This window comes from Lysobacter sp. Root916, assembly GCF_001429785.1.
Lineage (GTDB): Bacteria > Pseudomonadota > Gammaproteobacteria > Xanthomonadales > Xanthomonadaceae > Lysobacter.
The window spans coordinates 759,145-781,681 of sequence record NZ_LMJF01000001.1 but is presented as its reverse complement, the minus strand read 5'-3'; the positions used below and the strand labels follow the sequence as shown (position 1 = coordinate 781,681).

Sequence of the window (22,537 nt, the reverse complement as noted above, 5' to 3'; positions counted from 1 at the left end):
CTACGCCCGAGCCGCACCCCTTGCGAACTGCTCTCCCCCATTCAATCAGGAATCGGCCCGCAAATAAAGTGCCACCCACTTCACAGATTTATATGCTGCACTGCCACAAATTTATATGCTGCACTGCCACAAAAAATTAGCTTGTACGGCGTACGGGCTGTGAGCGAGAGTAGCCACCGCGCCGGACATGACGTCCGGTGCCACCATCCTTTGGGGGGAAAGGTATGACCGAAGTCTTCCTCGGGCAGATTATGCTCACGGGGTTCCAGTTCGCGCCCAAGGGCTTTGCCCTTTGCAATGGGCAGCTGCTGCCGATCGCCCAGAACCAAGCGCTGTTCTCCTTGCTCGGCACCACCTACGGCGGCAACGGCACCACTAACTTCCAGCTGCCCAACATGCAGTCGCGCACCCCGGTGGGCTTCGGCAACTCGGTCGATGGCGGCTGGAATCCGGCGCCCTATCAACAGGGCGAAACCGGCGGTGTCGAGAACGTCACCCTGCTCACCACGCAGATGCCGACGCACAACCACATGGTGGCCGGCAACACGACCGCGAGCGCGGTCCGCAACCCGACCAACGCCCTGTACGGCACCAACAGCGCCTTCACCTTCGCCCCCTCCACGGGTGCCCAGGTCGCGCTGCAAGGCATCGGCATGACGGGCAACAACCAGCCGCACAGCAACATGCAGCCCTACACCACGATCAATTTCGTGATCGCGCTGGCCGGCATCTTCCCGTCGCGCAACTGACGCCCTAGCCATCTACAGGAGTTCCCTATGAGCACCCCTTACGTCGGAGAAATCCGTATGTTCGGCTTCGGCCGCGTGCCCAACGGCTGGTTCAGCTGCGACGGTTCGTTGAAGCCCATCAGCGAGTACGAAGTGCTGTACACCCTGCTCGGCACGATCTACGGCGGCGACGGCCAGAGCACCTTCGCCGTGCCCGACCTGCGCGGTCGCGCGCCGATCCACCAGGGCACCGGCCCGGGCCTGAGCACCTATGTGATCGGCCAGATGTCCGGCAGCGAGAGCGTGACCCTGATCAGCCAGCAACTGCCCAGCCATAACCACGCGCTGATGGCCACTACGGCCGCGGCCACCACCGGCGCGGTCGGCGTGACGGTACAGCCGGGCGCGGTGGCGGGCGACACCATGTACGTCACCGATATCACCGGCGCCACCGGCGCCGCGCTTGCGCCGGCCGCAGTCTCGATCAGCGGCAACACCCAGCCGCACGCCAACCTGATGCCCACCCTGACGGTGGGGTACTGCATCGCCTGGGCCGGCGTCTACCCGTCGCAGAGCTGAGCGGCCGCCGCGGACCATCATTCGAGGACATCACCATGACCGAACCTTTCATCGGCGAAATCCAGCTGTTCGGATTCAATTTCGCACCGCGCGGCTGGGCCTCTTGCAACGGCGCCACCCTGGCCATTCAGCAGAACACCGCGCTGTTCTCGCTGCTGGGCACCAACTACGGCGGCAACGGCACCACCACGTTCCAGCTGCCCAACTTCGTCAACCGCACCGCCTGCAACCAAGGCCAAGGCCAAGGCCTGACCCCGCGCAGCATGGGCGAGACCTTCGGTTCCAACAGCGTGACCCTGCAGCAGGGCGAAATGCCGGGACACAGCCATACGCTGACCGCCTACAACCAACCTACCGGCACCTTGCGCACCAGTGCGCCGGCCCCCGGCAACTACCTGGGCATCCCGACCTCGAGCAACCCGTTCATCGGCGGGCTGCAGCCGAACGTGCAGTTCGCCCCGACCATGTGCGGTCCGGCCGGCGGCGGCCAGCCGCACGAGAACCGTCAGCCCTACCTCGCGTCGAACTTCTGCATCGCGTTGCAGGGCATTTTCCCCAGCTTCCCCTGAGGCCATGCAGGCGCCATCGCGGCTGCTGCCGTTTCCGCGCAGCGACGATCCGCAAGGCCGCGACGACCGTCTGGCGACACCCGCGCTCCTGAGCGAGCGCGGGTTCGCATTGCGCCCCGCACGCGACGACGATCTGCCTTGGCTGCGCACGCTCTACGCCAGCACCCGCGCCGAGGAACTCGCTCCCATCCCCTGGCCCGACGAGGCCAAGCGCGCCTTCCTCGACAGCCAGTTCGCACTCCAGCATCAGCACTATCTGCTGCACTACGCCGACGCCGACTTCCTCGCGATCGAACGCGACGGCGCCCCCGTCGGCCGCTACTACCTGCAACGGCGCGCACCGGATCATCTGATCGTCGATATCAGCCTGCTGACCGCCGCGCGCGGCCAAGGCATCGCCAGCGCGCTGATCGAGCACAGCCAGCGCGACGCCGCCGCGCTGGGCCGCGGCCTGCATCTGCACGTGGCTTCCGACAACGCGGGCGCGCAGCGCCTATACCGGCGCCTGGGCTTCGTCCAGACCGAAGACAGCGGCGCCCACCGCCGCATGCGCTGGCCGGCGCCCTGACGCCGGCGATCCGTTTAAGGGGAAGGAGCGGCGTAAGCCGCGACCACGCCGGCACGATCCGCGCCGCACGCAGGAGCGCTTGAATCAGGTTGGGATCACCCAGCCGCCAAACGGACCGCGGGCCGGTGCGCGCTCAGTTGAATATCGCCTGATACAGAAAGCCCTCGCGCTCGCGCGCGACCGGCACCAGCATGATCCCGATCTCGCCCACGCTGTCGTGACGCATCAGATAGGTCTGCTGCGGGAACAGGAACGAGGAGGTATTGCGGAACAACAGCGAGAACGGCGCGCGCGCCGCCCCCGGCATGACCTGCTGGGGGTTCAGCGCCCGCGCCTCGACCAGGACGAACGGCACCTCGCCGTCGTTCAAGGCCGCCGAGAAGGTCTCGTTCACGTGGCGGGCGAAATGATCCAGCGTCAGCAGTTCCATGCGGGTTCCCCTAAAACCTGGGAACCATGGTCGCCGCGCCGCGCGCGCGATGCAAGCGCGCGCGGCGCGCGCAGGGCTCAGTACTGACCCATGTAATCGCGCTTGCCGACCTCGACGCCGTTGTGGCGCAGGATCGCGTAGGCGGTGACGACGTGGAACTGGAACTGCGGCAGGCCGTAGTGCAGCAGGTAGTCATGGCCGATAAGACGGCGCTCCTTGGGCGTACCCGGGCGCAGCACCACTTCGCGCTCATGGGCGCCGTCGAACAGCACCGGCTCCAGGCTGTCGATGAAGGTCGTGGTCTTGGCGACCAGCGCCTGCAGCTGTTCGAACGTGCGCTCGGAATCGTCGTACACCGGCACCTCCGCGTCGGCCAGGCGTGCGCTCACGCCCTTGGCGAAGTCGCAGGCGATCTGGACCTGACGCAGCAGCGGGAACATGTCCGGGTACAGACGCGACTGCAGCAGCACCTCCGGGTCGACCTTCTTCTCGGCCGCATAGGCCTGGGCCTTGTCCAGCAGCGCGCTGAGGCTGCCGAGAAACTGCTTGAACACGGGAACGGAGGCGGCGTGCATGGAAACGGTCATGGCGGGACTCGTGGGGTGAATCGCACATGGTACGCCGCCTCCGGCGTCCGACCACGCGCGCAACCGTGGATCGATGCGTCCTGCGGGCGGTGGCGTATGGGATGCGCGCTGGGGCGAGCGCGTCGAAGCGTGGGCGGATCGCCTACGCGGCGGCTGTAAAGCAAATCCCCCTCGCCCCCCTTTTCCAAAGGAGGAAGTTGCCCGTTACTCCCCCGCATGCTCCCAACGCTGCGCACCCTGCCCGTCCTCGGCCAGCACGTCGCCTGGGTTGGCCAGGCGGCAGCGATCGATCGACAGGCAGCCGCAGCCGATGCAGTCGTCCAGGGTGTCGCGCATCTGGCTCAGTTTCTGGATGCGCTCGTCCAGTTCCTCGCGCCAGATCGTCGACAGGCGCTCCCAGTCCTTGCGCGTGGGCGTGCGTCCGTCGGGCAGCGTCGAGAACGCCTCCAGGATCGTCGCCAGCGGCATGCCCACGCGCTGGGCGACCCGAATGATCGCGATGCGGCGCAGCATGTCGCGCCCGTAACGGCGCTGGTTGCCGGCCGTGCGTTGGCTGTGGATCAAGCCTTTGGCCTCGTAGAAATGCAGCGTCGACACCGCCACCCCGCTACGCTGCGCCATCTGCCCCACGCTCAGCTCGGTAGCCGCACCCATGGGCTTGACCTCAACTTAAGTTCAGGTCCTATCCTGGATCTCCCCCCTCTTTACGGTCAAGCCATGGACAATCGCAACGCGCGCGAGGACGACCTCGACCGCTCCGGCGCTCACCTCGATCGCGACGCCGACCTCGCCCTCGACAACGGCGACGACGGCCTGATGCAAGCCGTGCATTTCGATCGCTACGGTTCGCCCGACGTGCTCTATCCCACCGTGCTGGCGATGCCCAATGCGGCGCGCGGCGAGCTGCGCGTGCGCGTACGCGCGGCCGGCGTGCAGCCGGCCGACATCGCGCGCCGCAACGGCGAGTTCGCGCGCCGCGGCATCGACGCCGACGCCGCCTTCCCGCAACGACTGGGCTACGAATTCGCCGGCGTCGTCGACCAGATCGGCGACGGCGTGCGCGGCTACTACCACGGCCAGGAAGTGCTGGGCTGGTGCGACGGCGGCGCCTACGCCGAGGTCCTGGCCGTGCCCGCCGCGCAAGTCGTGGCCAAGCCGCCGATGATGTCCTGGGCGGTCGCAGGCGCGCTCTCGGCCTCCGGCCAGACCGCCCAGGTCGCTTTGCGCGCGCTCAACGTCGGCCGCGGCGACACCCTGCTGGTGCACGGCGCGGCCGGCGGCGTGGGTTCGATCGCGGTCCAGCTTGCGCGCCTGGCCGGCGCGCGCGTGATCGGCAGCGCCAGCCGCGAGAACCATGCCTACCTGCGCACCCTGGGTGTCGAACCGGTGCTGTACGGCGAAGGCCTGGTCGCGCGCGTGCGCGAGCTCGCGCCGCAAGGCGTGAGCGCGGCATTGGACGCGGCCGGGCGCGGCGCGATCGCCGCCTCGCTGGCGCTGGGCGCCGCGCGCGAACGCATCGGCACCCTGGTCGACGCCGACGGCGCGCGCGAACACGGCGTGCTGCGCCTGCGCGGCGAATGCGACCGCGACCGCCTGCGTCAGTTGGTCGAGCTGTACGAACACGGCCGCCTGCACGTGCACGTGCGCGAGATCTACCCGCTCGCGCACGCCGCGGTCGCGCACCGCGACGTCGAGACCGGCCACGGTCGCGGCAAGGTGGTGCTGATGGTCTACCAGACCGGCGACAGCGGCTTCGGGCCATGAGCGAGGCCGACAGCGCGGCCGACGCTCTCGCGCCCTTGCGCGCGCACGACGCCGACGGCGCCGCGGCCGGCCTGTTCGATCGCCGCTACCGCGTGCTCACCGTCGGCGCCATCGCCCTGGTCGCGCTTGCCGCCTTCGAGGCGCTGGCGGTCGCGACCGCGATGCCGACCGTGGCCGAAGCGCTGCACGGTCTGCCGCTGTACGCGCTCGCCTTCGGCGGCGCGCTGGCGGCCAGCGTGGTCGGCATGGTCGCGGCAGGACGCTGGGCGGATACTCGCGGCCCGGCCGCGCCGCTGCGCCAGGGCATCGTCTGGTTCGCGATCGGCCTGTTGTTGGCGGGCCTGGCGCCGTCGATGGCGTGGCTGCTGCTGGGCCGCGTCGTGCAAGGTTTCGGCGGCGGACTGATGTCGGTCGCGCTCTACGTGGTGGTCGGCCGCAAGTATCCGCAAGCGCTGCGCCCGCGCATCTTCGCCGCCTTCGCCGCCGCCTGGGTGGTGCCGGCGGTGATCGGACCGGCGATCAGCGGCGCCATCGTCGAACACTGGGGTTGGCGCTGGGTGTTTCTGTCGGTGCCGTTGATCGCGCTGGCCGCGGCGGCGCTGGTCTTGCCCGCGGTACGCGATCTGGGCGCGCCCGAACACGCCGACGCCTCCGACGCCGCCACGCCCGCGCGCATGCCCTGGGCGATCGGCGCCGCCGCCAGTGCGCTGCTGTTGCATATCGCCGGCCAGCAACGCGGCGCGCTCGCGGCCGTCCTGCTCGCATTGGCCGCGCTCGGCCTGGTGGTGTGCGCGCTGCGCCTGCTGCCGACCGGCACCTTGCGCGCCGCGCGCGGCCTGCCGACCGTGATCGCGCTGCGCGGCATCGCCTCGTCGGCGTTCTTCGGCACCGAGGTGTTCCTGCCGCTGCTGCTCTCGCACGAGCGTGGCTGGTCGCCGACCGCGGCGGGGCTCGCACTTACCGTCGGTGCGGTCGGTTGGTCGACGGGCTCCTGGTATCGCGGACGTCCGGTGCAGCGCTACGCCCCGGCGCGTCTACTGCAGATCGGCATGAGCCTCATCGCGATCGGCATCGCGGCCATCGTCGCGATACTCGTGCCGACGGTGCCCACCGCCGTCGGCGTGTCGGGCTGGGTGCTGGCCGGCCTGGGCATGGGCGTGACCTTCCCCAGCCTGTCGGTGCTGACGCTGGAGCTGTCGCCACCGGCGCAGCAAGGGCTCAACTCCTCGGCGCTGCAGCTGTGCGACGCGCTGTTCACCGCCAGCGTGCTGGCGATCGGCGGCTCGCTGTTCGCGGCCTTGTTGCCGCACGGCCACGCCGGCGCCTATCTGGCCGGGTTCGCGATTTCGCTGGCGCTGGCCGTGCTCGGCGCGCTGCTGGCGCGGCGGGTGCAGCCGTAGGCGGCTGCGATCACCGCTTCGGCTCCATCGCGTTCGCGCACGGAGATTCGATGCGGTGCGCCTACGGCTTACCGCATCCTACGAGAACGCTGCGCGTAAACCGTAGGATGCGGTGATAACCGCATCGGCTTCATTGCGTTCGCTCGTGGAAATGCGATGCGGCGCGTCTATGGCTTACCGCCTGCGTGGCGATGGGTTTACGAACTGGCTTCCGCGGTCATCGGGGTCGCGACGGCGCGCGGGCGCGCGAGCTGCTCGTACAAGGCGACCACCTGCTCCATCAGCCCGTCGGTGCTCCAGGCGCGCGCATCCTGCGGCCCCGCGGCCGACAAGGCGGCACGCGTCTCGGGCGAGCGCAGCACGTCGGCGACATGGCCCGCGAACGCGGCCTCGTCCTCGGCGCTGACCACCGCGCTGCGCACGTCGCGCAGGACCGTGGCCGTGCCCATCACCGCCGTCGATACGATCGGCACGCCCAGCGCCATCGCCTCGATCAGCACCAGGCCCTGCGTTTCGGTGGGCGAGGCGAACACGAACACGTCGCCGGCGCGATAGGCGTCGAGCAAGGTGGTGCGGCGGTCGAGATTGCCGAAGAAACGCACATAGTCCTGCAACTTCAATTCGACGCTGAGCCGCTTAAGACGTTCGGCGTCCGGGCCTTCGCCCGCGATCAGGAACAACAGCTCCGGAAACTCCCCGACCAGCCGCTTGGCCACCCGCAACAGGAAGGCGATGTTCTTCTCGACCGCCAGCCGGCTCACCGTCACCAGGGTCGGCCGCTGCGGCGCGATGCCGTGCTCGGCGCGGAAGCGCGCGCCGTCGCCGCGCGCGAATTCGCTCAGGTCGATGCCGGTCGGCAGCACCGTCGACGGCGTGGTGATGCCGTAGCGGTCCAGCACGTCCACCATCTGCGCGGTCGGTACGATCAGATGATCCACGCCATGGCACAGCGAGCGCGAGGCGCGCCGCGCGAACGCACGCAGCAGCGGCGCGGGCAGCCACGGCAGGTAGTGGCCCACGTATTCTTCGAAATAGGTGTGGTAGGTCTCCACGGTCGGCCGCCCGATCCGCCGCGCCAGGCGCACGCCCAGGCTGTGGGCGCGGAACGGCGTGTGGATGTGGATCACGTCCCAATCGCGGGCCGCCAAGGTTTCGGCCACCTCGCGCAGCGCGGAGGCGCGGATCAAGCGGTCCTCCGGATCGAAGAAGATCACCCGCGACGGCAGCCGCAGGATCTCGAACTCGCCGTGGCCGTCGTGCTGCTCCTGGCCGCTGCCGGGGCCGTAGTCCGGCACCACCAGGGTCACCGCGTGGCCCATGCGCGCCAGCGACTGGGCGAAGGTGCGGATCGACGTCGAGACGCCGTTGACCCGCGGGAAATACACGTCGGACAGCATCAGGATGTTCATGGCCGCCAGACTATGGCGGGGCGATGACGGATTTATGGCGGCGGCCTGAACCGGCGGCCGGCGACCGCCTTCGCGCTCGATGCTGCAGCGCAGCTTGCCCCATCGGACGATGGTGAGCCGCCTGTCGGCATGGCCTACTCCGCCGGCATCGGGCGCATCCGGGGAACCACGTCGCCGCCCGTTCCGCGTCACCCGCAGGATCCTCGTCCGAAGGAGTCGACCGCATGACTGTCCCGTCTCGCACCGCCACAACGCCCGCACGTCGCCGCCGTTTCCTGCCGGTCGCCCTGGCCGGTCTGTTCGCGCTCGCCATCAGCACGCCCGCCCTGGCCCTGACCGAAGTCACCGGCTTCGGCAGCAACCCCGGCAACCTGCGCATGTTCAAGTACGTGCCGCCGGGCCTGCCCGCCAACGCGCCGCTGGTGGTCGCCCTGCACGGCTGCGCCCAAAGCGCGGCCAGCTACGACGCCGAAACCGGCTGGGAGCTGCTGGCCCAGCGCTGGCAGTTCGCGCTGCTACTGCCGCAACAGCAAAGCGGCAACAATTCCAGCAGTTGCTTCAACTGGTTCGAAAGCGGCGACATCGCCCGCGGCCAAGGCGAAGCGCTGTCGATCAAGCAAATGGTCGACCGCATGCGCAGCGACCACGCCAACGCCGCCGACCGCGTCTATGTCACCGGCTTGTCCGCGGGCGGCGCGATGGCCTCGACGATGCTCGCGACCTACCCCGACGTGTTCGCCGGCGGCGCCATCGTCGCCGGTATCCCCTACCGCTGCGCGACCAGCCAGAGCGCGGCCTTCGGCTGCATGAACCCCGGCAGCGACCTCACGCCCGCGCAATGGGGCGACAAGGTGCGCGCCGCCAGCCCCCACGCCGGCCCCTGGCCCATCGTCTCGATCTGGCACGGCGACGCCGACTACACCGTGCGCCCGGCCAATCAGACCGAAATCCTGCAGCAATGGACCAACGTGCACGGCATCGACCAGATCCCGGAGGTGCAGGACACGGTCGCCGGCTATCCGCACCGGGTCTACCGCGACGCCGCCGGCCGCGCCCTGGTCGAAACCTACACGATCGCCGGCATGGGCCACGGCACCCCGGTCGATCCCGGCAGCGGCGAAAGCCAATGCGGCACCGCCGGCGCCTACATCCTCGACGTCAACATTTGCTCTAGTTATTACATCGCGCGCTTCTGGGGCCTGGACAACCTGGACGGCATCGCGCCGCAGGTCGTGCTGACCGCGCCTGCCGACGGCGCCGCCGTCAGCGGCAACGTCGCCCTCAGCGCCGATGCCAGCGACGACGTCGGTGTGGACCGGGTCGAGTTCCTGCTCGACGGCAACCTGATCGCCAACGACGCGAGCACGCCGTATACGGGTACGTGGAACAGCGCCAACAGCAGCAACGGCGCGCATAGCCTGCAGGCGCGCGCCTACGACCTGGCCGGCAACGTCGGCAGCTCCGCCGCGGTCGGCGTCAGTGTCAGCGGCGGTACCGGCGGCGGCAGCGGCGGCGTGCTGAGCTTCGACAACGAAGACGCCAACGACGGCTACGTCAAAGCCGACGCCAACGGCGGCGCGCCCGTCGTCGGCACCCTGGAAGCGACCTATGGCCTGGCCTCCGGCCGCGGCGCCGATGGCAAGTACAACCGCAGCCTGCTGTCCTTCGATACCGCCGCGATTCCCGACGGCGCCACCGTGGTTTCGGCCACGCTCAGCGTGGTCTACCGCAGCGCCTACGGCGACCCCTGGAGCAACCCGGCCGGCAACACCTTGCTGATCGACGTACGCAACGGCTGCTACGGCGCCTGCACCATCGAGGCCGCCGACTACGCCGCCGCCGCGAGCGCCAGCGCGGTCGCTCAGTTACCGCCCTTCACCGGCGGCAGCCAGACCAGCACCGCCTTCGACGCCGCCGGCTTGGCCGCGATCAACCGCGGCGGCCGCACCCAACTGCGCCTGCGCTACGCCAGCCCGCAGACGGCGACGAACTATCTGTGGATCGATCGCGGCGTGGGCGCGAAGTTACGGGTGGAGTATGTGATGCCCTGAACTCATCGGGCCGGTCGCACTGCATGCGGATCGCAGCTGACGGATCGATTGCCTGCCAGCCACTCATGCATGGCGTTCTGGTGGAACGACAAGCCGGAAAGCGACGCCCCATGACACGAGCGTCGCCCAAGATCACTCCTGCACCGTCTGCGGATCGCCCACGTATACCGTGCCGGTACCGCCGCCCGTGCCGCCACCGCCACCGCCGTCCCAACCCGGGTTGTAGCCGCCCTGGCCGCCGGCTTCGCCACCGCCGCTGGCATTGCCGCTACCGCTGTCGCCACCTACGCGCTCCATGCGTCCGTTGTCGGTGCCGAAGATGCCGAAGTCGTCGGTGATGAAGTACTTCGCGCAATGCGTCGGATTGCAGATGATGTAGATGTCGCCTTTGTTCCAGAACATGTCGCCGAACCATCGGTTGAACAAGGGTTTCATCTGCTCCACATACTCCGCCGTCTTCTCATCCGGCAAGGGATGCGCGATCTGGCAGCCGTTATCGCATACGAAGGGGCCGCGCTCTGCGGCAATCAGCCAAGCACCCGCAACCGCCAGCGGCACGGCGATGCCCGTGATCAGACACCATTTCTTAAGGTTTACAGCACACATCATAGATCCCTCTTCCCTGTTGGGTGGCCGCAGCCAGTTGCGTTGAATTCAATAGATCGGCATAGGCTTGCAGCCGCTTCTGGCCGTAGGTGCTGGGTGCGGCCAGGTCCTTCGCGTAGTAGTAGGCATAGGCCCTGATCGGATCGCGGCGGGTAATCACGCCGTAGTGGTAGGCATCGCTGAGACTCATCAGCCCTTCGATGCTCCCGCCCGCAGCGGCCCGCTGCATGTAGTGCATGGCTTTGCGCCTGTAAGCGATGACCTTCTCAGGATCGGAAAGCATCTGAGAGGAGTTGCCGATCACCGCTTCCGCATTCCGTGCATAGCTGAGCTGGGCCATGGCGATGCCGCTGTCGGCGGCCTGCTCCAGCCAGCGCACGTTGTTCCGGTATTGATCGGGGGTCAGGCCGTGGCATTGCGTGGGCGTACGCGCGATCAACTGCGTTTCGACATCGTCGCCGCGCACGGGCGCGGGTCGCGCGCCGCTGCTGGCGCCGTGATAGAGCGCGTAGCGACAGCCTTCGACTTTGACGAACAGATAGAAGGCGGCCTCGTTGTCGCCCGCCTCCGCTCTCGGCTGCAGGGCCGCCACCACGTCCACCGCGCGTCCGGGCGGCGGGTCGTAGCTGCGAGTGAAAGTCGATACCCGAGGCACAGTGTTCGGCGCTCGCGCCCGCAGCAGCTCGGCGGCCGGTCCATCGACGTCGCGCTCGTGCGCCGCCGCTACCGTCGCCGTCGCCGTCGCCGGCGGCTCGGCGGGTCCGGCGCTGGCCATCGGCCCGGCCGCATCCGGTTCCGGCGCACGCCGGCTCCACCACCAGCCCGCGCCCAGCCCCACGGCCAGCAACAACGCCATCACGATCGCGATGCGCGACTCGCGCTTGGACTGCATCCCTTCGCTCCTTTTCGTTCCATCCAGGTCGCCGGCGAGAAGGCCGGCATGCTTTCGCCAGCTCGCATTCGACAAATGAGCCCGCCATTTGACGAAAAGAAAAACATAGCCCTGATATGAAAATAAATTCCAAATTGAAGTTGCGATAGGAGTCACGGCGTGTTTTGCACACACCGAAGGCACCTCGTACGACGATGGAATACTCATGATTTGCGTGCTTGCAGGAGGAGCTAGCACGTACGCTGGCCGCTGCGCATCGCGCCTGCCGTGCGTCTATCGTTGCAGCGACCGACCTATCTCAACGGCTATCCCGAACCGTGCTGGCGCGTGTGCGCGAGTTGCTCGCGCAAGGCCGATTGGGCGAGATGCTGCGCCAGCGCCACGCCCAGGCGCACGAGGTCCGCGGCGACCACGCGCTGTACGAATACGCAACCGAGCCCAAGGCCCGTTACCTGCGCAATACCGAGCCGCCGCACAAGGCGATCTACGACTCAGGCAGTAGCCAGACCAGCACCGCCTTCGACGCCGCCGGCTTGGCCGCGATCAACCGCGACAGCCGCACCCAGCTACGCCTGCGCTACGCCAGCCCGCAGACGCGACGAACTATTTGTGGATCGATCGCGGCGCGAGCGCGAAGTTGCGGGTGGAGTACGTGATGCCTTGAGCTAACCGACTCGGCCGTGGCACCTCTGGGCCGCAGCTGGCGAGCCGATCGCCCGCCAGCCGCGGCGGCGTTGCGTTCGTGCGGAACAACCGGCCCAAAGCGACGTCCGTGCGATACGGACGCCGCCCCAGGATCACTCCTGCACCGTCTGCGGATCGCCCACGTACACCGTGCCGGTACCGCCGCCCGTGCTGCCACCGCCACCGCCGTCCCAACCCGGGTTGTAGCCACCCTGGCCGCCGGCTTCGCCACCGCCGCTGGCATTGCCGCTACCACTGTCGCCGCCTTCGCGCTCCATGCGTCCGTCGTTGGTACCGAAGATGCCGAAGTCGTCGGTGATGTAGTACTTCGCGCAATAAGTCGCATTGCAGACGATGTAGATGTCGCCCTTGTTCCAGAACACATCGCCGAACCATCGATTGAACAAGGGCTTCATGCGTTCGATGTAGTCCAAGGTGGCGGGATCGGGTTTGGGATAGCCGATCTGACAGCCGTTGTCGCATTCGAAAGGCCCGCGTTCGGCTGCCACCAGCCAAGTACCCGCAGCCAGTAGCGGTATCGCCAGCGCAGCGACGAGCCACACCTTGTGTTTATTTGCAGCACGCATCGTAAATTCTCCTTCCTTGTTGAGTGGCCGCAGCCAGTTGTGAGGGATCGAGTTGTTTCGCGTAGTTGCCCAGACGGAACTGCCCGTACTGCGGCAAGGCCAGGCTTTCCGCGTAGGCATAGGCGTAGGCGCGAGCCGGGTCGCGCGGGGCTAGCACGCCGTAGTGGTAGGCATCGCCGAGGCTGTGCAGGGCACCGACGCTGCCGTTGGCAGCCGCACGATGCAGGTAGCCCATCGCCTTGCGCCGGTAGGCGATGACCTTTTCGGGGTTCGCCAGCATCTGCGAGGAATTCCCGACCACGGCCTCGGCATTTCCGGCGTAGCTGAGCTGCGCCATGATCAATCCGCTGTCGGCGGCCTGCTCCAGCCAACGCAGGTTGTTCCGGTAGTGCTCGGGCGTCAGCCCGTGACAATCCGGCGACGTGCGCGCGATCAATTGCGACTCGACACTGTCGCCGCTGGTCGGTGCCGCACGGTTGTTGTCGCCGCTGTGATAGAGCTGGTAACGGCAGCCCTCGATCTTGAGAAACAGATAGAACGCGGCGTCGTTGTCGCCGGCCTCGGCACGCGGCTGCAGGGCTGCGATCACATCCAGCGCCCGCCCGCGCGGCAGGTCGTAGCTGCGCTCGGTGCTCAGGTCCCGTCGCGCCGCACCGGGACGGCGTGCCCGCACGATATCGCCAGCGGGATCACCGCCGACGAGGTCGGCCGGCTGGTCGACACCTGCGATCGGCGCGGGTGCAGGAGCGGCCCATTGCGCGATGGGCGTCGCATCCTGTCCACGCCGGCTCCACCACCAGCCCGCCACCAGACCCACCGTCACCAAGACTATGAGCACGATCGCGGTACGCGACCGGCGCTGATTGGAATGCATTCCTTCGCTCCTACGCCTTCTTGTTCGTCTCCGGCCATCGCCGGCATGCGCTCGCCAGTTCGCATTGGAGAAACGCGCCACTTCGAGTTGCCGAAAGATAAAACACAATCCTAAATTGATAATCAATACCAATTTTAAGTTGCGACACGAAACGGCGCGCTTTGCACGCATCGAAGGCATTTCATTAGGTGATGCAGTGCGCAGAATCTGCGTCTGCGCTTCGTCGGCGACCGCATGCGCTGGCCGCTGCGCATCGCGCCTGCCGTATCGTCTATCGATGCAGCGACTGACCTATCTCAACGGCTATCCCGAACCCGTGCTGGCGCGCGTGCGCGAGTTGCTCGCGCAAGGCCGACTGGGCGAGGTGCTGCGCCAGCGCTACGCCCAGGCGCACGAGGTCCGCAGCGACCGCGCGTTGTACGAGTACACGACCGAGCTCAAGGCCCGCTATCTGCGCAAGGCCGAGCCGCTGCACAAGGTGATCTACGACAATCGCCTGCAGGTGATCGGTCAGGCCCTGGGTACCCACACCGCGATCTCGCGCGTGCAAGGCGGGCGGCTCAAGGCCAGCCGCGAGATCCGCATCGCCAGCGTGTTCCGCGACGCGCCGGCGGAGTTCCTGAAGATGATCGTGGTGCACGAACTGGCGCACCTGAAGGAAAGCGAGCACAACCGCGCGTTCTATCAGTTGTGCACGCACATGGAGCCGGATTACCACCAGCTCGAGTTCGATCTGCGCCTCTACCTCACCGCGCTGGACCTGGAAGGCGCCGCAGCGGCATCGCAAGGCTGAGCACGCCTAAGAGGCCGCATGCGCGCGGCGCGCGCCCACGGCGGCAGGCTCAGGGCCGCAGCAGCCAGGCCGGCAAAGCCAGTACCGCCAGCAGGGCCACGATCGCGGCGACGATCGCCAGCACCCGCAACGGCTCGCGGCGCACGATTCCGGAAAAGGTTTCGGCGCTGCCGTCGCGCTGTGCGGCGGCGTGCTCGGCGCGCGCGCGCGCCTGACGCCCGGCTTGGTACTGCGCCATCAGCGCGCGCGCGGCGGTCTCGTCGGCGTCGGAGGCGATCCAGATGCCGCCATAGGAAATGCCCCAGCGGCTGGGCTGGGTCTCGTAGTACTCGATGCGGTGCGCGTCCAACATCGCGCGCACGTCGGCGACCTCGTCGTCGGGCACTTGGCGCAGGTTAAGCAGCAATTTCGACATACCGCGATGATAGCGCGTCGTCTTCAACTGGCGCTTACATCGACCGCGTTACCTTGAATGCTCCCGCGATCGCAAGGAGCGCCGCATGCGCCGACGCCACCCCATCGTTCCGTTCCCGCCGCGCGGTCGCCGCGCGTGAGCGAGGCCCACGACTACACCTACGGCATCGAGGAGGAGTATTTCCTGGTGCGTCCCGGCGCGCACGGCCTGGCCACGCGGGTGCCGGCCGAACTGCTCAAGCAGGCGCGGCGCGAACTCGGCGACTCGGTCGCCAACGAAATGCTGCAATCGCAGATCGAGATCTCCAGCCCGATCCTGCGCGACGCCGCCCATGCGCAGCGCTGCCTCACCGATCTGCGCGCCAGCCTGTCGCAGGTGGCCGCGCGTTTCGACCTGGGCCTGGTCGCGGCCGGCACCCATCCCCTGGGCGTATGGCGCGAACAGGAGCGCAGCCCGCGTTCGCGCTACCGGCGCATGATGGAGGACTTCCAGATCGTCGCCCGCCGCAGCCTGGTCTGCGGCTTGCACGTGCACGTGCAGCTGCCGCCGGGCGTGGACCGGGTGCGGGTGATGAACCGGGCCATGCCCTGGTTGCCGCTGTTCCTGGCCCTGTCGACCTCCTCGCCGTTTTGGAACCGTTCGCGCACCGGCCTGCTCAGCTATCGCCAGGCGGTGTACGACGAATGGCCGCGCACCGGCATCCCGGATTTCTTCGCCGACGAGGCCGAGTACGACGCCTTCGCCGCCCTGCTCACCCGGGTCAACGCGATCAACGACGCGCGCTCGCTGTGGTGGGGCATCCGGCCCTCGCTGCGCTACCCCACCCTGGAGCTGCGCATCGCCGACTGCTGCACGCGGGTGCGCGACGCGCTGGCGATCGCCGCGCTGTACCGCTGCCTGCTGCGCTACCTGGTGCGCACCCCGCAAGACGACCCGCCGCGCAGCGCCCTGACCCGGCGCGTGATCGACGAGAACCGCTGGCGCGCCAAGCGCTTCGGCACCGAAGCCAAGTTCTTCGACGAAAGCGGCGCCGAACCCGAGCCGCTGCCGCAAGCGCTCACGCGCCTGCGCGCGCTATGCGCCGACGACATCCGCGCCCTGGACTGCGCCGACGCGCTGGCGCCGCTGGATGCGATCATCGCCGAAGGCAGCAGCGCGCATGTGCAGCTGGCCCTGTACCGCGAGCAGCGCGAACGCGGCCTGGGCCGGGTGGCCTCGCTGGACGCGGTGGTCGACTGGTTGCGCGCGGCTACCGTCGTCGCCGACTGATCGCTCATCCCACGAGGCCGTCCATGTCCACTCCGCGCAAACTGATGATCGGCCTGTCCCCGCGGCTGATGCGCAACCTGCCGGCGCAGTACGGCTTTCGCAACAAGACCTTGCAATACCTGGAGCAGTCGATGGCGCACTGGGTGATGTCGGCCGGCGCGCTGGTGGCGATGATCCCCACCGTCGACCCGCACGGCGACGTCCAGCGCAGCGACCTGTCGGTGCGCGAGTACGCGCACTCCTTCGACGGCCTGATCCTGCAAGGCGGCGCCGACATCGACCCGGTCGCTTACGGCGAACAGCCCAGCGAGATGCTGCAAAGCACCGATCCGGACCGCGACCGCTTCGAGCTGTCGCTGCTGCGCGCCTTCGTCGCCGCCGGCAAACCGGTGCTGGGCGTGTGCCGCGGCATGCAGCTGATCAACGTGGCCTATGGCGGCAGCCTGTATCAGGACCTGGTCGCCGGCGGCGCCACCCGCAGCGTGCACTACCTGCCCGATCGCTACGACGAGCACGCCCACCCGCTGCGCGTGCAGGCCGATGGATGGCTGGCCGGTCTGTATCCGCCGCAGGAAGGCACGCGGGTGAATTCCATCCATCACCAGGGCATCCGTCGGCTCGGCGAAGGCCTGGAGGTCGAGGCCTGGTCCGAGGACGGCATCCCCGAGTGCGTGCGCGCGCCCAAGGCCGCCTTCGTGGTCGGCGTGCAATGGCATCCGGAGTTCCACGACACGCGCTTTCCGGACCTGATGCCCGGACGGCCGCTGCTGGATGCGTTCCTGGCCGCGGCCGAGGCCGGGCGTCGCGACGAGGGCTAAGCCTCAACGTCGCGACGCGAAACCCCTCAGACCGCCGCGGTCACCACGATCTCGATCTTCCAGTTCGGATTCGCCAACGCCGCCTGCACGGTCGCGCGCGGCGGCGTGCGGCCGGCCACCACCCACTGGTCCCAGACCGCGTTCATGCCGGCGAAATCGCCGATGTCGGCCAGATAGATCTGCGCGCGCAGGATGCGCGACTTGTCGCTGCCGGCCTGGGCCAACAGGGCGTCGATCGCCGCCAGCACCTGGCGGGTCTGCTCGCCGATATCGGCATGTTCGTCGTCGGCGATCTGGCCGGCCAGGTACACCGTGCCGTTGTGTACGGCCATCTCCGACATCCGCGGACCGACCTCGAAACGCTGGATCATGCTGCACCTCGTTCGCTGGGGAGGCGGGCATTATCGCCCGACGCGCACCGATAGCACCGGCGCGCGCGGCGGCGATGCGTGCGTTGGGCTAGGACGCGCAGGTGCCGGCGGCCCGCAACGCGCTCAGCAAGCTCAGCAGGTTGTCCGGCACGTCCGACTGCGCGATTTTCGCCGCGATGCCCGGATCGCTGCTGGCGACCAGGCGGACGTCGCGCTCGTCGTAGACGAGGTAGTGCACCAGCCCCAGGTGCGAGGTTTGCGCGATGAGTTCGGCGAAATCGTCGACGCTGGCGTTGGCGACGGTCGCGCCGTCGCCGAGTTCGGTGGTGTGCAGCAGGATTTCCATGGGCCTCCCCTGTGGTCGCCGGCCGGGGCACCCAGCCCCGGCCCGGCATCGCCTATCGGCGTGCCGTTCAATCCGCGGCGTCGGCGTAACGGCGCACGATCTCGTGCAGGAAACGCCGCCCGTCCAGCAGCGAGCGCACCCGGATGCGTTCGTTGAGCCCGTGCGCGCGGCTGCCTTCGGCATCGTGGAACAGCCCGGACAAACCGTAGGTCGGAATGCCGGCGGCGTTGAGGAAGCGGCCGTCGGTGGCGCCGGTGGCCATGGTCGGCACGATCGCCACCCCAGGCCAGATCGTGTCGGCGACCTCGCGTACCGGGCCGAGGATGCGCGGCGACAACGGCGGCACGCTGGTGGCCATGCCCGGCTCGCCGTGCGCGGCCACCGCGATGCGTTCGTCGGCAAGCACGCGCACCAGGGTCTGACGCACTTCCTCGACCGGCACGCCGGGCAGGATCCGGCAGTTGACGTTGGCGCGCACCTGCTGCGGCAGCGCGTTGGGCGCGTGTCCGCCCTCGATCTGGGTGACCACGCAGGTGGTGCGCAAGGAACTGTTCCAGCCGGGATTGATCGCCCACAGGCGTTCGGCCGCTTTCTCGTCGGACCCATCGGCCAGCACCGCGCGCATGTCGGCCGCGATCGCCGGGGCCGACAGGCCGGCCTGGGCCTCGAAGTAGGCGCGCGTGGCCGCGTTGAGGGCGATCGGGAAGCGATACGCACCCAGCCGCTCCAGGCCGACGGCCATGCGCGTGATCGGGTTGTCGCGGGTCGGGCGGGAGCTGTGGCCGCCGCCGTCGCGGGCGCTCAGCTCGAAATCCTGATAGACCTTCTCGCCGGCCTGGATCTGCAAGGCCAGCGGCTTGCCGTCGCGCAGCTCGCCGCCGGCGCCTTCGTTGAGCGCGAAACCGGCGGCCAGCGTCTCGGGCTGGGTCTGCATCAGCCACTTGACGCTGTTGAACACGTCGGGGGTTTCCTCGCCGCAGGTCAGGGCCAGTTTGATGTCGCGGCGCGGCACGTACCCGGCCTGGCGATAGCGCACCAGGCTGTCGGTGAAGATCGCGGCCATGGCCTTGTCGTCGCTGGCGCCGCGCGCGTAGAACCAGCCGTCCTCTTCGACCAGGGTGAAGGGATCGCGTTCCCAATCCTCGCGCCGGGCCTCGACCACGTCGATATGCGCCAGCAGCAACAGCGGCTTGAGCGTGCGCTCGCGGCCGCGCAGCACCGCGACCAGGGCGCCGTCCTGCGGTCGGTCGGCCGGCGCCAGGATGCGCGCGTCTTGCGCCGGCAAGCCCGCCGCGAGCAGGCGCGCCTGCATCGCCTGCGCCGCGCGCGTGCAACTGCCGACCGAACGGGTGGTGTTGATCTCGACCAGTTCGCGATACAAGGCGCGGAACGCGGCCTCGTCGGCCGCCGGCGCGGCCGGGCTGGCGCCGGACCACAAGGACGCGGCGATCGCCGCAACGAGGCTCAAGGCCGATAGCGCACGCGACATGCCGGGGCTCTCCTGTGCAAAGCCCCGACACTGCCGCCCGGCCGCGGCGCTGACAAGTGCCGCGGTCGCGACCGCAGTCGCGGCCGCGAAAGGCGCTCAGCCGGTGCGTCGGTAACGCACCGTCATCACCGGTTGCCATTGGCCGTCGTCGCCGAGCATGCGCGAACGCAGCTCGTGGCGGTCGTCGTCGATAAGCTCGACGATGTCCTGGAACCTGCGGGTCTGCCCGCTGCCGAAGTCCGGACCCTCGGTATCGAGCGTAAGCGTGCGCCCGTCGGCCTCGACCTTGCCCTGGTAGATCCACAGGTTGGACATCATGCTGCCGGCGAACACGCCCACGTAATGGCCCTGGGCCGTGTCGTAGCCCAGGGTGATCTGCATGATGTCCGCGCCGCCGTCCGCCATCTGGATGCGCGTCTCGCACTGGATCCACAGCTCGCCGATCTTGCGCACGCTCTGTAGCGAGCGCCAGGTGGTGGCCGCTTCGCCGGGCGCCGCCGGCATCTCGCCATCGCCTTCCCATTCGCCGACCAGACGATGCAGCCAGCGGTGTTCGGCTTGCGGTTCGTTGTTCATGCTCATGCTCCTGGCACGGTAGGCATCGAGGCGGGCCGCGCTTACTTGGCCTTGGCCACCGCTTCGACCTGGATGCGCAGGGTCACGTCCATGCTGAAGCCCCAGTCCTTGCCGGCGGAGATGCCGAACGCGTCGCGCTGGAAAGTGGCCAGCGCATCGGCGCCGCACAGCTCGCGCTTGAGCATCGGATGCGGGATGCACTTGAAGGAATTGATCTTCAGTTCCAGCGGCTTGGTCACCCCGTGCAAGGTGAGCTCGCCGACGACTTTGGTCGGATTGCCGTCGACGAAGCCCTCGAGCTTGCCCTTGTAGGTGGCGGTCGGGTACTTGGCGACGTCGAACAGATCCGCGCCACGCGCGTGCTCGTTCATTTTGTCGTGGCCGAAGTCGATGCTGTTGACGTCCACCGTCACCTCAACCGTGCCCGCGCCCTTGGCCTTGTCCAGCACGACCTGGCCGCTGGAGGAATTGAACTTGCCGCGCCACAGCGACACGCCCATGTGCGAGGCCTCGAAGCTGGGATAGGTGTGCGAGGGGTCGATCTCGTAGGTCTCGGGCGCGGCGACCGCCGCGGTGCTGGCCAGAAAAGCGAGCGGGATCAGATACTTGAGCGACTTCATCGGGGCGGCCTTAGGGTCCGTGGCGGGAGCCGGCACGCTAGCACCGGGCCCCGCCCAGGGGCAACCGCGCCGATTGGGAATTTATTTCGCACTCCTTGTCGATTCCGCGCGCCTGCGTTCGTCGTCCTGGGTAAGAGCGCCGTCAAACCACCGCCGAACGCGGACGACGCTCCTCACTCGACCCGGAGACACGACGATGCGATTCATGGTGATAGTCAAATCCAACGCCGCCAGCGAAGCCGGCGAAATGCCCAGCGAAGAACTGCTGACCGCGATGGGCAAGTACAACGAGGAGCTGGTCAAGGCCGGCGTGCTGCTGGCCGGCGAAGGCCTGCACCCCTCATCCAAGGGCGCGCGCGTGCGCTTCTTCGGCAAACGGCGCAGCGTGATCGACGGCCCGTTCCCGGAAACCAAGGAAATGATCGGCGGCTTCTGGCTGATCCAGGTCAAATCCAAGGAAGAAGCGATCGAGTGGGTGAAGCGTTGCCCCAATCCCTGCGAGGACGAATCGGAGATCGAGATTCGCCAGGTCTTCGAGGCCGAGGACTTCGGCGCCGAACTCACCCCCGAACTGCGCGCGCAGGAACAGCGCCTGCGCGCCGAGAGCGCCGCCCGCCACTGACGTCCGACGAAATCGATTCGGCGCGCTTGTCGATTCCGCCCGCCCCCGTTCGTCGCACTCCCATACAGCGTCGAAACCCAACCCGCATCACCGCCACGGAGCACGCGATGAAGTTCCTGACCATCTACACCCCCGACCCGACCAAGCCCGCCGATTTCGGCCCGGAGCAGCAACAGCGCATGGGCGCCCTGATCGAGCAAGGCTTCAAGGACGGCAGCCTGCTGCACACCGGCGGTCTGCTCGCACAGGGCAGCGCGCGCGTCAGCCTGACTGCGGGCCGTATCACCGTCACCGACGGTCCCTACGCTGAGGCCAAGGAAGTGATCGCCGGCTACGCCCTGATCGAAGCCGAATCCACCGCGGCGGCGATCGAACAGACCCGGCGTTTCCTGGAGATCGCCGGCGACGGCACCAGCCAGATCCATCGCATCGCCGAAGGCGACGCCGGCTGTCCCTGATCCCCCCACCCACACCGGAGCCCACCATGTACCTGAGTCCCTACCTGAGCTACGACGGCAACGCCGAACAAGCCTTCCACCGCTACGCCGAACTGCTGGGCGGCAAGATCGAACTGCTGCTGCGCTACGGCGAGGCGCCGGACGGCAGCTGCGAAGGCATGTCCGCCGCCGACAAGAACAAAGTCATGCACGTGCGCCTGGCCGCCAAGGACTGGGTGCTGATGGCCTCCGACGCGACGCCCGAGTATCCGTACCAGGGCATCAAGGGCATGTCGATCTCGCTCAACCTAGACTCCGCGGCCGACGCCGAACGCATCATCCAGGGCTTGTCGGAAGGCGGACAGATCACCATGCCGCTGCAGCAGACCTTCTGGGCCGAACGCTTCGGCTGCGTGACCGATGCCTATGGCGTGAGCTGGCTGATCAACTGCGAAAAGACCGCCTGAGCGGCCTTGCGAACGCGGGAGCCGTCGCACTCCCGCATTCGCGCCGCGTACGCGCGGCCCTCGCCCACGAATACCCCTCCCCCTGGCGCGCGGCGTAGCCTTGCCACGTCGCTCGCCGCGCCGCTTTTCCGCCACCACCGGAGCCGCACCATGCGCTTCATGATGTTGATGATTCCCCAGGGCTACGAACAAGCCGAGCCCGGCACCTCCCCGCCCGCCGACCGCGTCGCGGCGATGATGGAGTACAACCAGGCCCTGCAGCAGGCCGGCGTGCTGATCGCGCTGGACGGGCTGCATCCGCCGTCGATGGGCGCGCGCGTGTCCTTCGCCGGCGGCAAGCCCAAGGTCACCGATGGTCCCTTCAGCGAGGCCAAGGAAGTGTTGGGCGGTTACTGGATGATCGACGTCGCCTCGCGCGAGGAAGCGATCGCCTGGGCCCAGCGTTGCCCGGGCTCGGACAACGAAACCATCGAGATCCGCCAGGTCCAGGAATTGGCCGATTTCCCCGCCGATGTACAGGAAGCCGCCGCAGGCCTGCGCGACATGCAGACCGGCATCGGCCAGCGCAACTAAACCGGAACCACCC

At 68.2% G+C, this 22,537-nt stretch carries 29 protein-coding genes; 15 read left to right on the top strand and 14 right to left on the bottom strand.

Annotated features, from left to right (window positions below):
* Positions 1-224: 224 nt before the first annotated feature.
* From ASE35_RS03680 to ASE35_RS03665, 4 genes are read left to right on the top strand one after another with little or no spacing between them, the layout of a single operon-like run.
* Positions 225-749: a tail fiber protein gene (locus tag ASE35_RS03680; RefSeq protein ID WP_056174140.1), complete on the top strand. Its 525-nt coding sequence runs from the start codon at positions 225-227 to the stop codon at positions 747-749.
* A gap of 27 nt (positions 750-776) precedes the next feature.
* Positions 777-1,307: a tail fiber protein gene (locus ASE35_RS03675; RefSeq protein WP_056174138.1), complete on the top strand. Its 531-nt coding sequence runs from the start codon at positions 777-779 to the stop codon at positions 1,305-1,307.
* A gap of 35 nt (positions 1,308-1,342) precedes the next feature.
* The gene (locus ASE35_RS03670) at positions 1,343-1,876 is read left to right on the top strand and encodes a tail fiber protein (protein ID WP_056174136.1); all 534 of its coding nucleotides are present in this window, start codon (positions 1,343-1,345) and stop codon (positions 1,874-1,876) included.
* A gap of 4 nt (positions 1,877-1,880) precedes the next feature.
* Positions 1,881-2,444: a GNAT family N-acetyltransferase gene (locus tag ASE35_RS03665; protein ID WP_056174135.1), complete on the top strand. Its 564-nt coding sequence runs from the start codon at positions 1,881-1,883 to the stop codon at positions 2,442-2,444.
* 133 nt (positions 2,445-2,577) lie between these two features.
* On the opposite strand, the gene ASE35_RS03660 is transcribed toward ASE35_RS03665, so the two are convergent.
* The 3 genes from ASE35_RS03660 to soxR all read right to left on the bottom strand — a co-directional run bounded on the left by ASE35_RS03660 (position 2,578) and on the right by soxR (position 4,115).
* Entirely contained in the window at positions 2,578-2,874 is a 297-nt protein-coding gene (locus ASE35_RS03660) for a hypothetical protein (RefSeq protein WP_056174133.1), read from the bottom strand.
* Positions 2,875-2,951: 77 nt separating this feature from the next.
* Positions 2,952-3,461, bottom strand: a complete 510-nt coding sequence (locus ASE35_RS03655) for a DUF1993 domain-containing protein (protein ID WP_057162994.1) — start codon at positions 3,459-3,461, stop codon at positions 2,952-2,954.
* A 204-nt stretch (positions 3,462-3,665) separates the two neighbouring features.
* The gene (gene soxR / locus ASE35_RS03650; RefSeq protein ID WP_057159105.1) at positions 3,666-4,115 is read right to left on the bottom strand and encodes a redox-sensitive transcriptional activator SoxR; all 450 of its coding nucleotides are present in this window, start codon (positions 4,113-4,115) and stop codon (positions 3,666-3,668) included.
* A 63-nt stretch (positions 4,116-4,178) separates the two neighbouring features.
* On the opposite strand from soxR, the gene ASE35_RS03645 reads away from it, so the two are divergent.
* Together ASE35_RS03645 and ASE35_RS03640 are read left to right on the top strand one after the other, a co-directional pair.
* A complete protein-coding gene (locus tag ASE35_RS03645; RefSeq protein ID WP_200956984.1) occupies positions 4,179-5,225 on the top strand; it encodes an NADP-dependent oxidoreductase in 1,047 nt (348 codons plus the stop codon).
* Positions 5,222-6,625, top strand: coding sequence for an MFS transporter (locus ASE35_RS03640; RefSeq protein ID WP_082611098.1), 1,404 nt, complete (start codon positions 5,222-5,224; stop codon positions 6,623-6,625). Before ASE35_RS03645 ends, ASE35_RS03640 begins: the two co-directional genes overlap by 4 nt.
* A gap of 197 nt (positions 6,626-6,822) precedes the next feature.
* Here ASE35_RS03640 and ASE35_RS03635 read toward each other — a convergent pair whose 3' ends face one another.
* Positions 6,823-8,034, bottom strand: a complete 1,212-nt coding sequence (locus ASE35_RS03635; RefSeq protein ID WP_057162993.1) for a glycosyltransferase — start codon at positions 8,032-8,034, stop codon at positions 6,823-6,825.
* 224 nt (positions 8,035-8,258) lie between these two features.
* Between ASE35_RS03635 and ASE35_RS03630 the strand changes: the two genes are divergently transcribed.
* Positions 8,259-10,085, top strand: coding sequence for a PHB depolymerase family esterase (locus ASE35_RS03630; RefSeq protein ID WP_057162992.1), 1,827 nt, complete (start codon positions 8,259-8,261; stop codon positions 10,083-10,085).
* Between the two features lie 132 nt (positions 10,086-10,217).
* On the opposite strand, the gene ASE35_RS03625 is transcribed toward ASE35_RS03630, so the two are convergent.
* Positions 10,218-10,520, bottom strand: a complete 303-nt coding sequence (locus ASE35_RS03625; RefSeq protein WP_157489249.1) for a hypothetical protein — start codon at positions 10,518-10,520, stop codon at positions 10,218-10,220.
* Positions 10,521-10,671: 151 nt separating this feature from the next.
* Positions 10,672-11,790: a hypothetical protein gene (locus tag ASE35_RS03620; protein WP_157489248.1), complete on the bottom strand. Its 1,119-nt coding sequence runs from the start codon at positions 11,788-11,790 to the stop codon at positions 10,672-10,674.
* A gap of 110 nt (positions 11,791-11,900) precedes the next feature.
* Here ASE35_RS03620 and ASE35_RS03615 point away from each other — a divergent pair, with 110 nt between their 5' ends.
* Complete coding sequence (locus tag ASE35_RS03615) at positions 11,901-12,239, top strand: hypothetical protein (RefSeq protein ID WP_056174119.1); 339 nt, start codon at positions 11,901-11,903, stop codon at positions 12,237-12,239.
* A 141-nt stretch (positions 12,240-12,380) separates the two neighbouring features.
* Here the strand turns inward: ASE35_RS03615 and ASE35_RS03610 are convergent, their stop codons facing one another.
* On the bottom strand, positions 12,381-12,854 hold the full coding sequence (locus ASE35_RS03610; protein ID WP_157489247.1) for a hypothetical protein: 474 nt from the start codon (positions 12,852-12,854) through the stop codon (positions 12,381-12,383).
* On the bottom strand, positions 12,838-13,728 hold the full coding sequence (locus ASE35_RS03605; RefSeq protein WP_057162990.1) for a sel1 repeat family protein: 891 nt from the start codon (positions 13,726-13,728) through the stop codon (positions 12,838-12,840). Before ASE35_RS03605 ends, ASE35_RS03610 begins: the two co-directional genes overlap by 17 nt.
* Positions 13,729-14,005: 277 nt before the next feature.
* On the opposite strand from ASE35_RS03605, the gene ASE35_RS03600 reads away from it, so the two are divergent.
* Complete coding sequence (locus ASE35_RS03600; protein ID WP_057162989.1) at positions 14,006-14,521, top strand: M48 family metallopeptidase; 516 nt, start codon at positions 14,006-14,008, stop codon at positions 14,519-14,521.
* A gap of 49 nt (positions 14,522-14,570) precedes the next feature.
* Here the strand turns inward: ASE35_RS03600 and ASE35_RS03595 are convergent, their stop codons facing one another.
* Complete coding sequence (locus tag ASE35_RS03595; protein ID WP_056174112.1) at positions 14,571-14,936, bottom strand: DUF6164 family protein; 366 nt, start codon at positions 14,934-14,936, stop codon at positions 14,571-14,573.
* Positions 14,937-15,071: 135 nt separating this feature from the next.
* Between ASE35_RS03595 and ASE35_RS03590 the strand changes: the two genes are divergently transcribed.
* Positions 15,072-16,205: a carboxylate-amine ligase gene (locus tag ASE35_RS03590; protein WP_056174111.1), complete on the top strand. Its 1,134-nt coding sequence runs from the start codon at positions 15,072-15,074 to the stop codon at positions 16,203-16,205.
* 23 nt (positions 16,206-16,228) lie between these two features.
* A complete protein-coding gene (locus ASE35_RS03585) occupies positions 16,229-17,023 on the top strand; it encodes a type 1 glutamine amidotransferase (protein ID WP_082611096.1) in 795 nt (264 codons plus the stop codon).
* A gap of 26 nt (positions 17,024-17,049) precedes the next feature.
* Here the strand turns inward: ASE35_RS03585 and ASE35_RS03580 are convergent, their stop codons facing one another.
* From ASE35_RS03580 to ASE35_RS03560, 5 genes are all read right to left on the bottom strand, one after another.
* Positions 17,050-17,394, bottom strand: a complete 345-nt coding sequence (locus tag ASE35_RS03580; RefSeq protein WP_056174109.1) for a RidA family protein — start codon at positions 17,392-17,394, stop codon at positions 17,050-17,052.
* Between the two features lie 88 nt (positions 17,395-17,482).
* Positions 17,483-17,740 (bottom strand): hypothetical protein, encoded by a 258-nt coding sequence (locus tag ASE35_RS03575; protein WP_057162988.1) that lies wholly within the window; start codon positions 17,738-17,740, stop codon positions 17,483-17,485.
* A 67-nt stretch (positions 17,741-17,807) separates the two neighbouring features.
* Complete coding sequence (locus tag ASE35_RS03570) at positions 17,808-19,229, bottom strand: M20/M25/M40 family metallo-hydrolase (protein WP_057162987.1); 1,422 nt, start codon at positions 19,227-19,229, stop codon at positions 17,808-17,810.
* Positions 19,230-19,325: 96 nt separating this feature from the next.
* Positions 19,326-19,805 (bottom strand): DUF1579 domain-containing protein, encoded by a 480-nt coding sequence (locus ASE35_RS03565; protein WP_162259014.1) that lies wholly within the window; start codon positions 19,803-19,805, stop codon positions 19,326-19,328.
* Positions 19,806-19,846: 41 nt separating this feature from the next.
* On the bottom strand, positions 19,847-20,425 hold the full coding sequence (locus ASE35_RS03560; RefSeq protein ID WP_056174101.1) for a YceI family protein: 579 nt from the start codon (positions 20,423-20,425) through the stop codon (positions 19,847-19,849).
* Between the two features lie 196 nt (positions 20,426-20,621).
* On the opposite strand from ASE35_RS03560, the gene ASE35_RS03555 reads away from it, so the two are divergent.
* The 4 genes from ASE35_RS03555 (at position 20,622) to ASE35_RS03540 (ending at position 22,524) form a co-directional block, all read left to right on the top strand.
* Positions 20,622-21,047 (top strand): YciI family protein, encoded by a 426-nt coding sequence (locus tag ASE35_RS03555; RefSeq protein WP_057162985.1) that lies wholly within the window; start codon positions 20,622-20,624, stop codon positions 21,045-21,047.
* A gap of 107 nt (positions 21,048-21,154) precedes the next feature.
* Complete coding sequence (locus ASE35_RS03550) at positions 21,155-21,505, top strand: YciI family protein (protein WP_056174097.1); 351 nt, start codon at positions 21,155-21,157, stop codon at positions 21,503-21,505.
* Between the two features lie 26 nt (positions 21,506-21,531).
* Positions 21,532-21,951: a VOC family protein gene (locus ASE35_RS03545; protein ID WP_056174095.1), complete on the top strand. Its 420-nt coding sequence runs from the start codon at positions 21,532-21,534 to the stop codon at positions 21,949-21,951.
* A 150-nt stretch (positions 21,952-22,101) separates the two neighbouring features.
* A complete protein-coding gene (locus ASE35_RS03540) occupies positions 22,102-22,524 on the top strand; it encodes a YciI family protein (RefSeq protein ID WP_057162984.1) in 423 nt (140 codons plus the stop codon).
* Positions 22,525-22,537 lie beyond the last annotated feature (13 nt).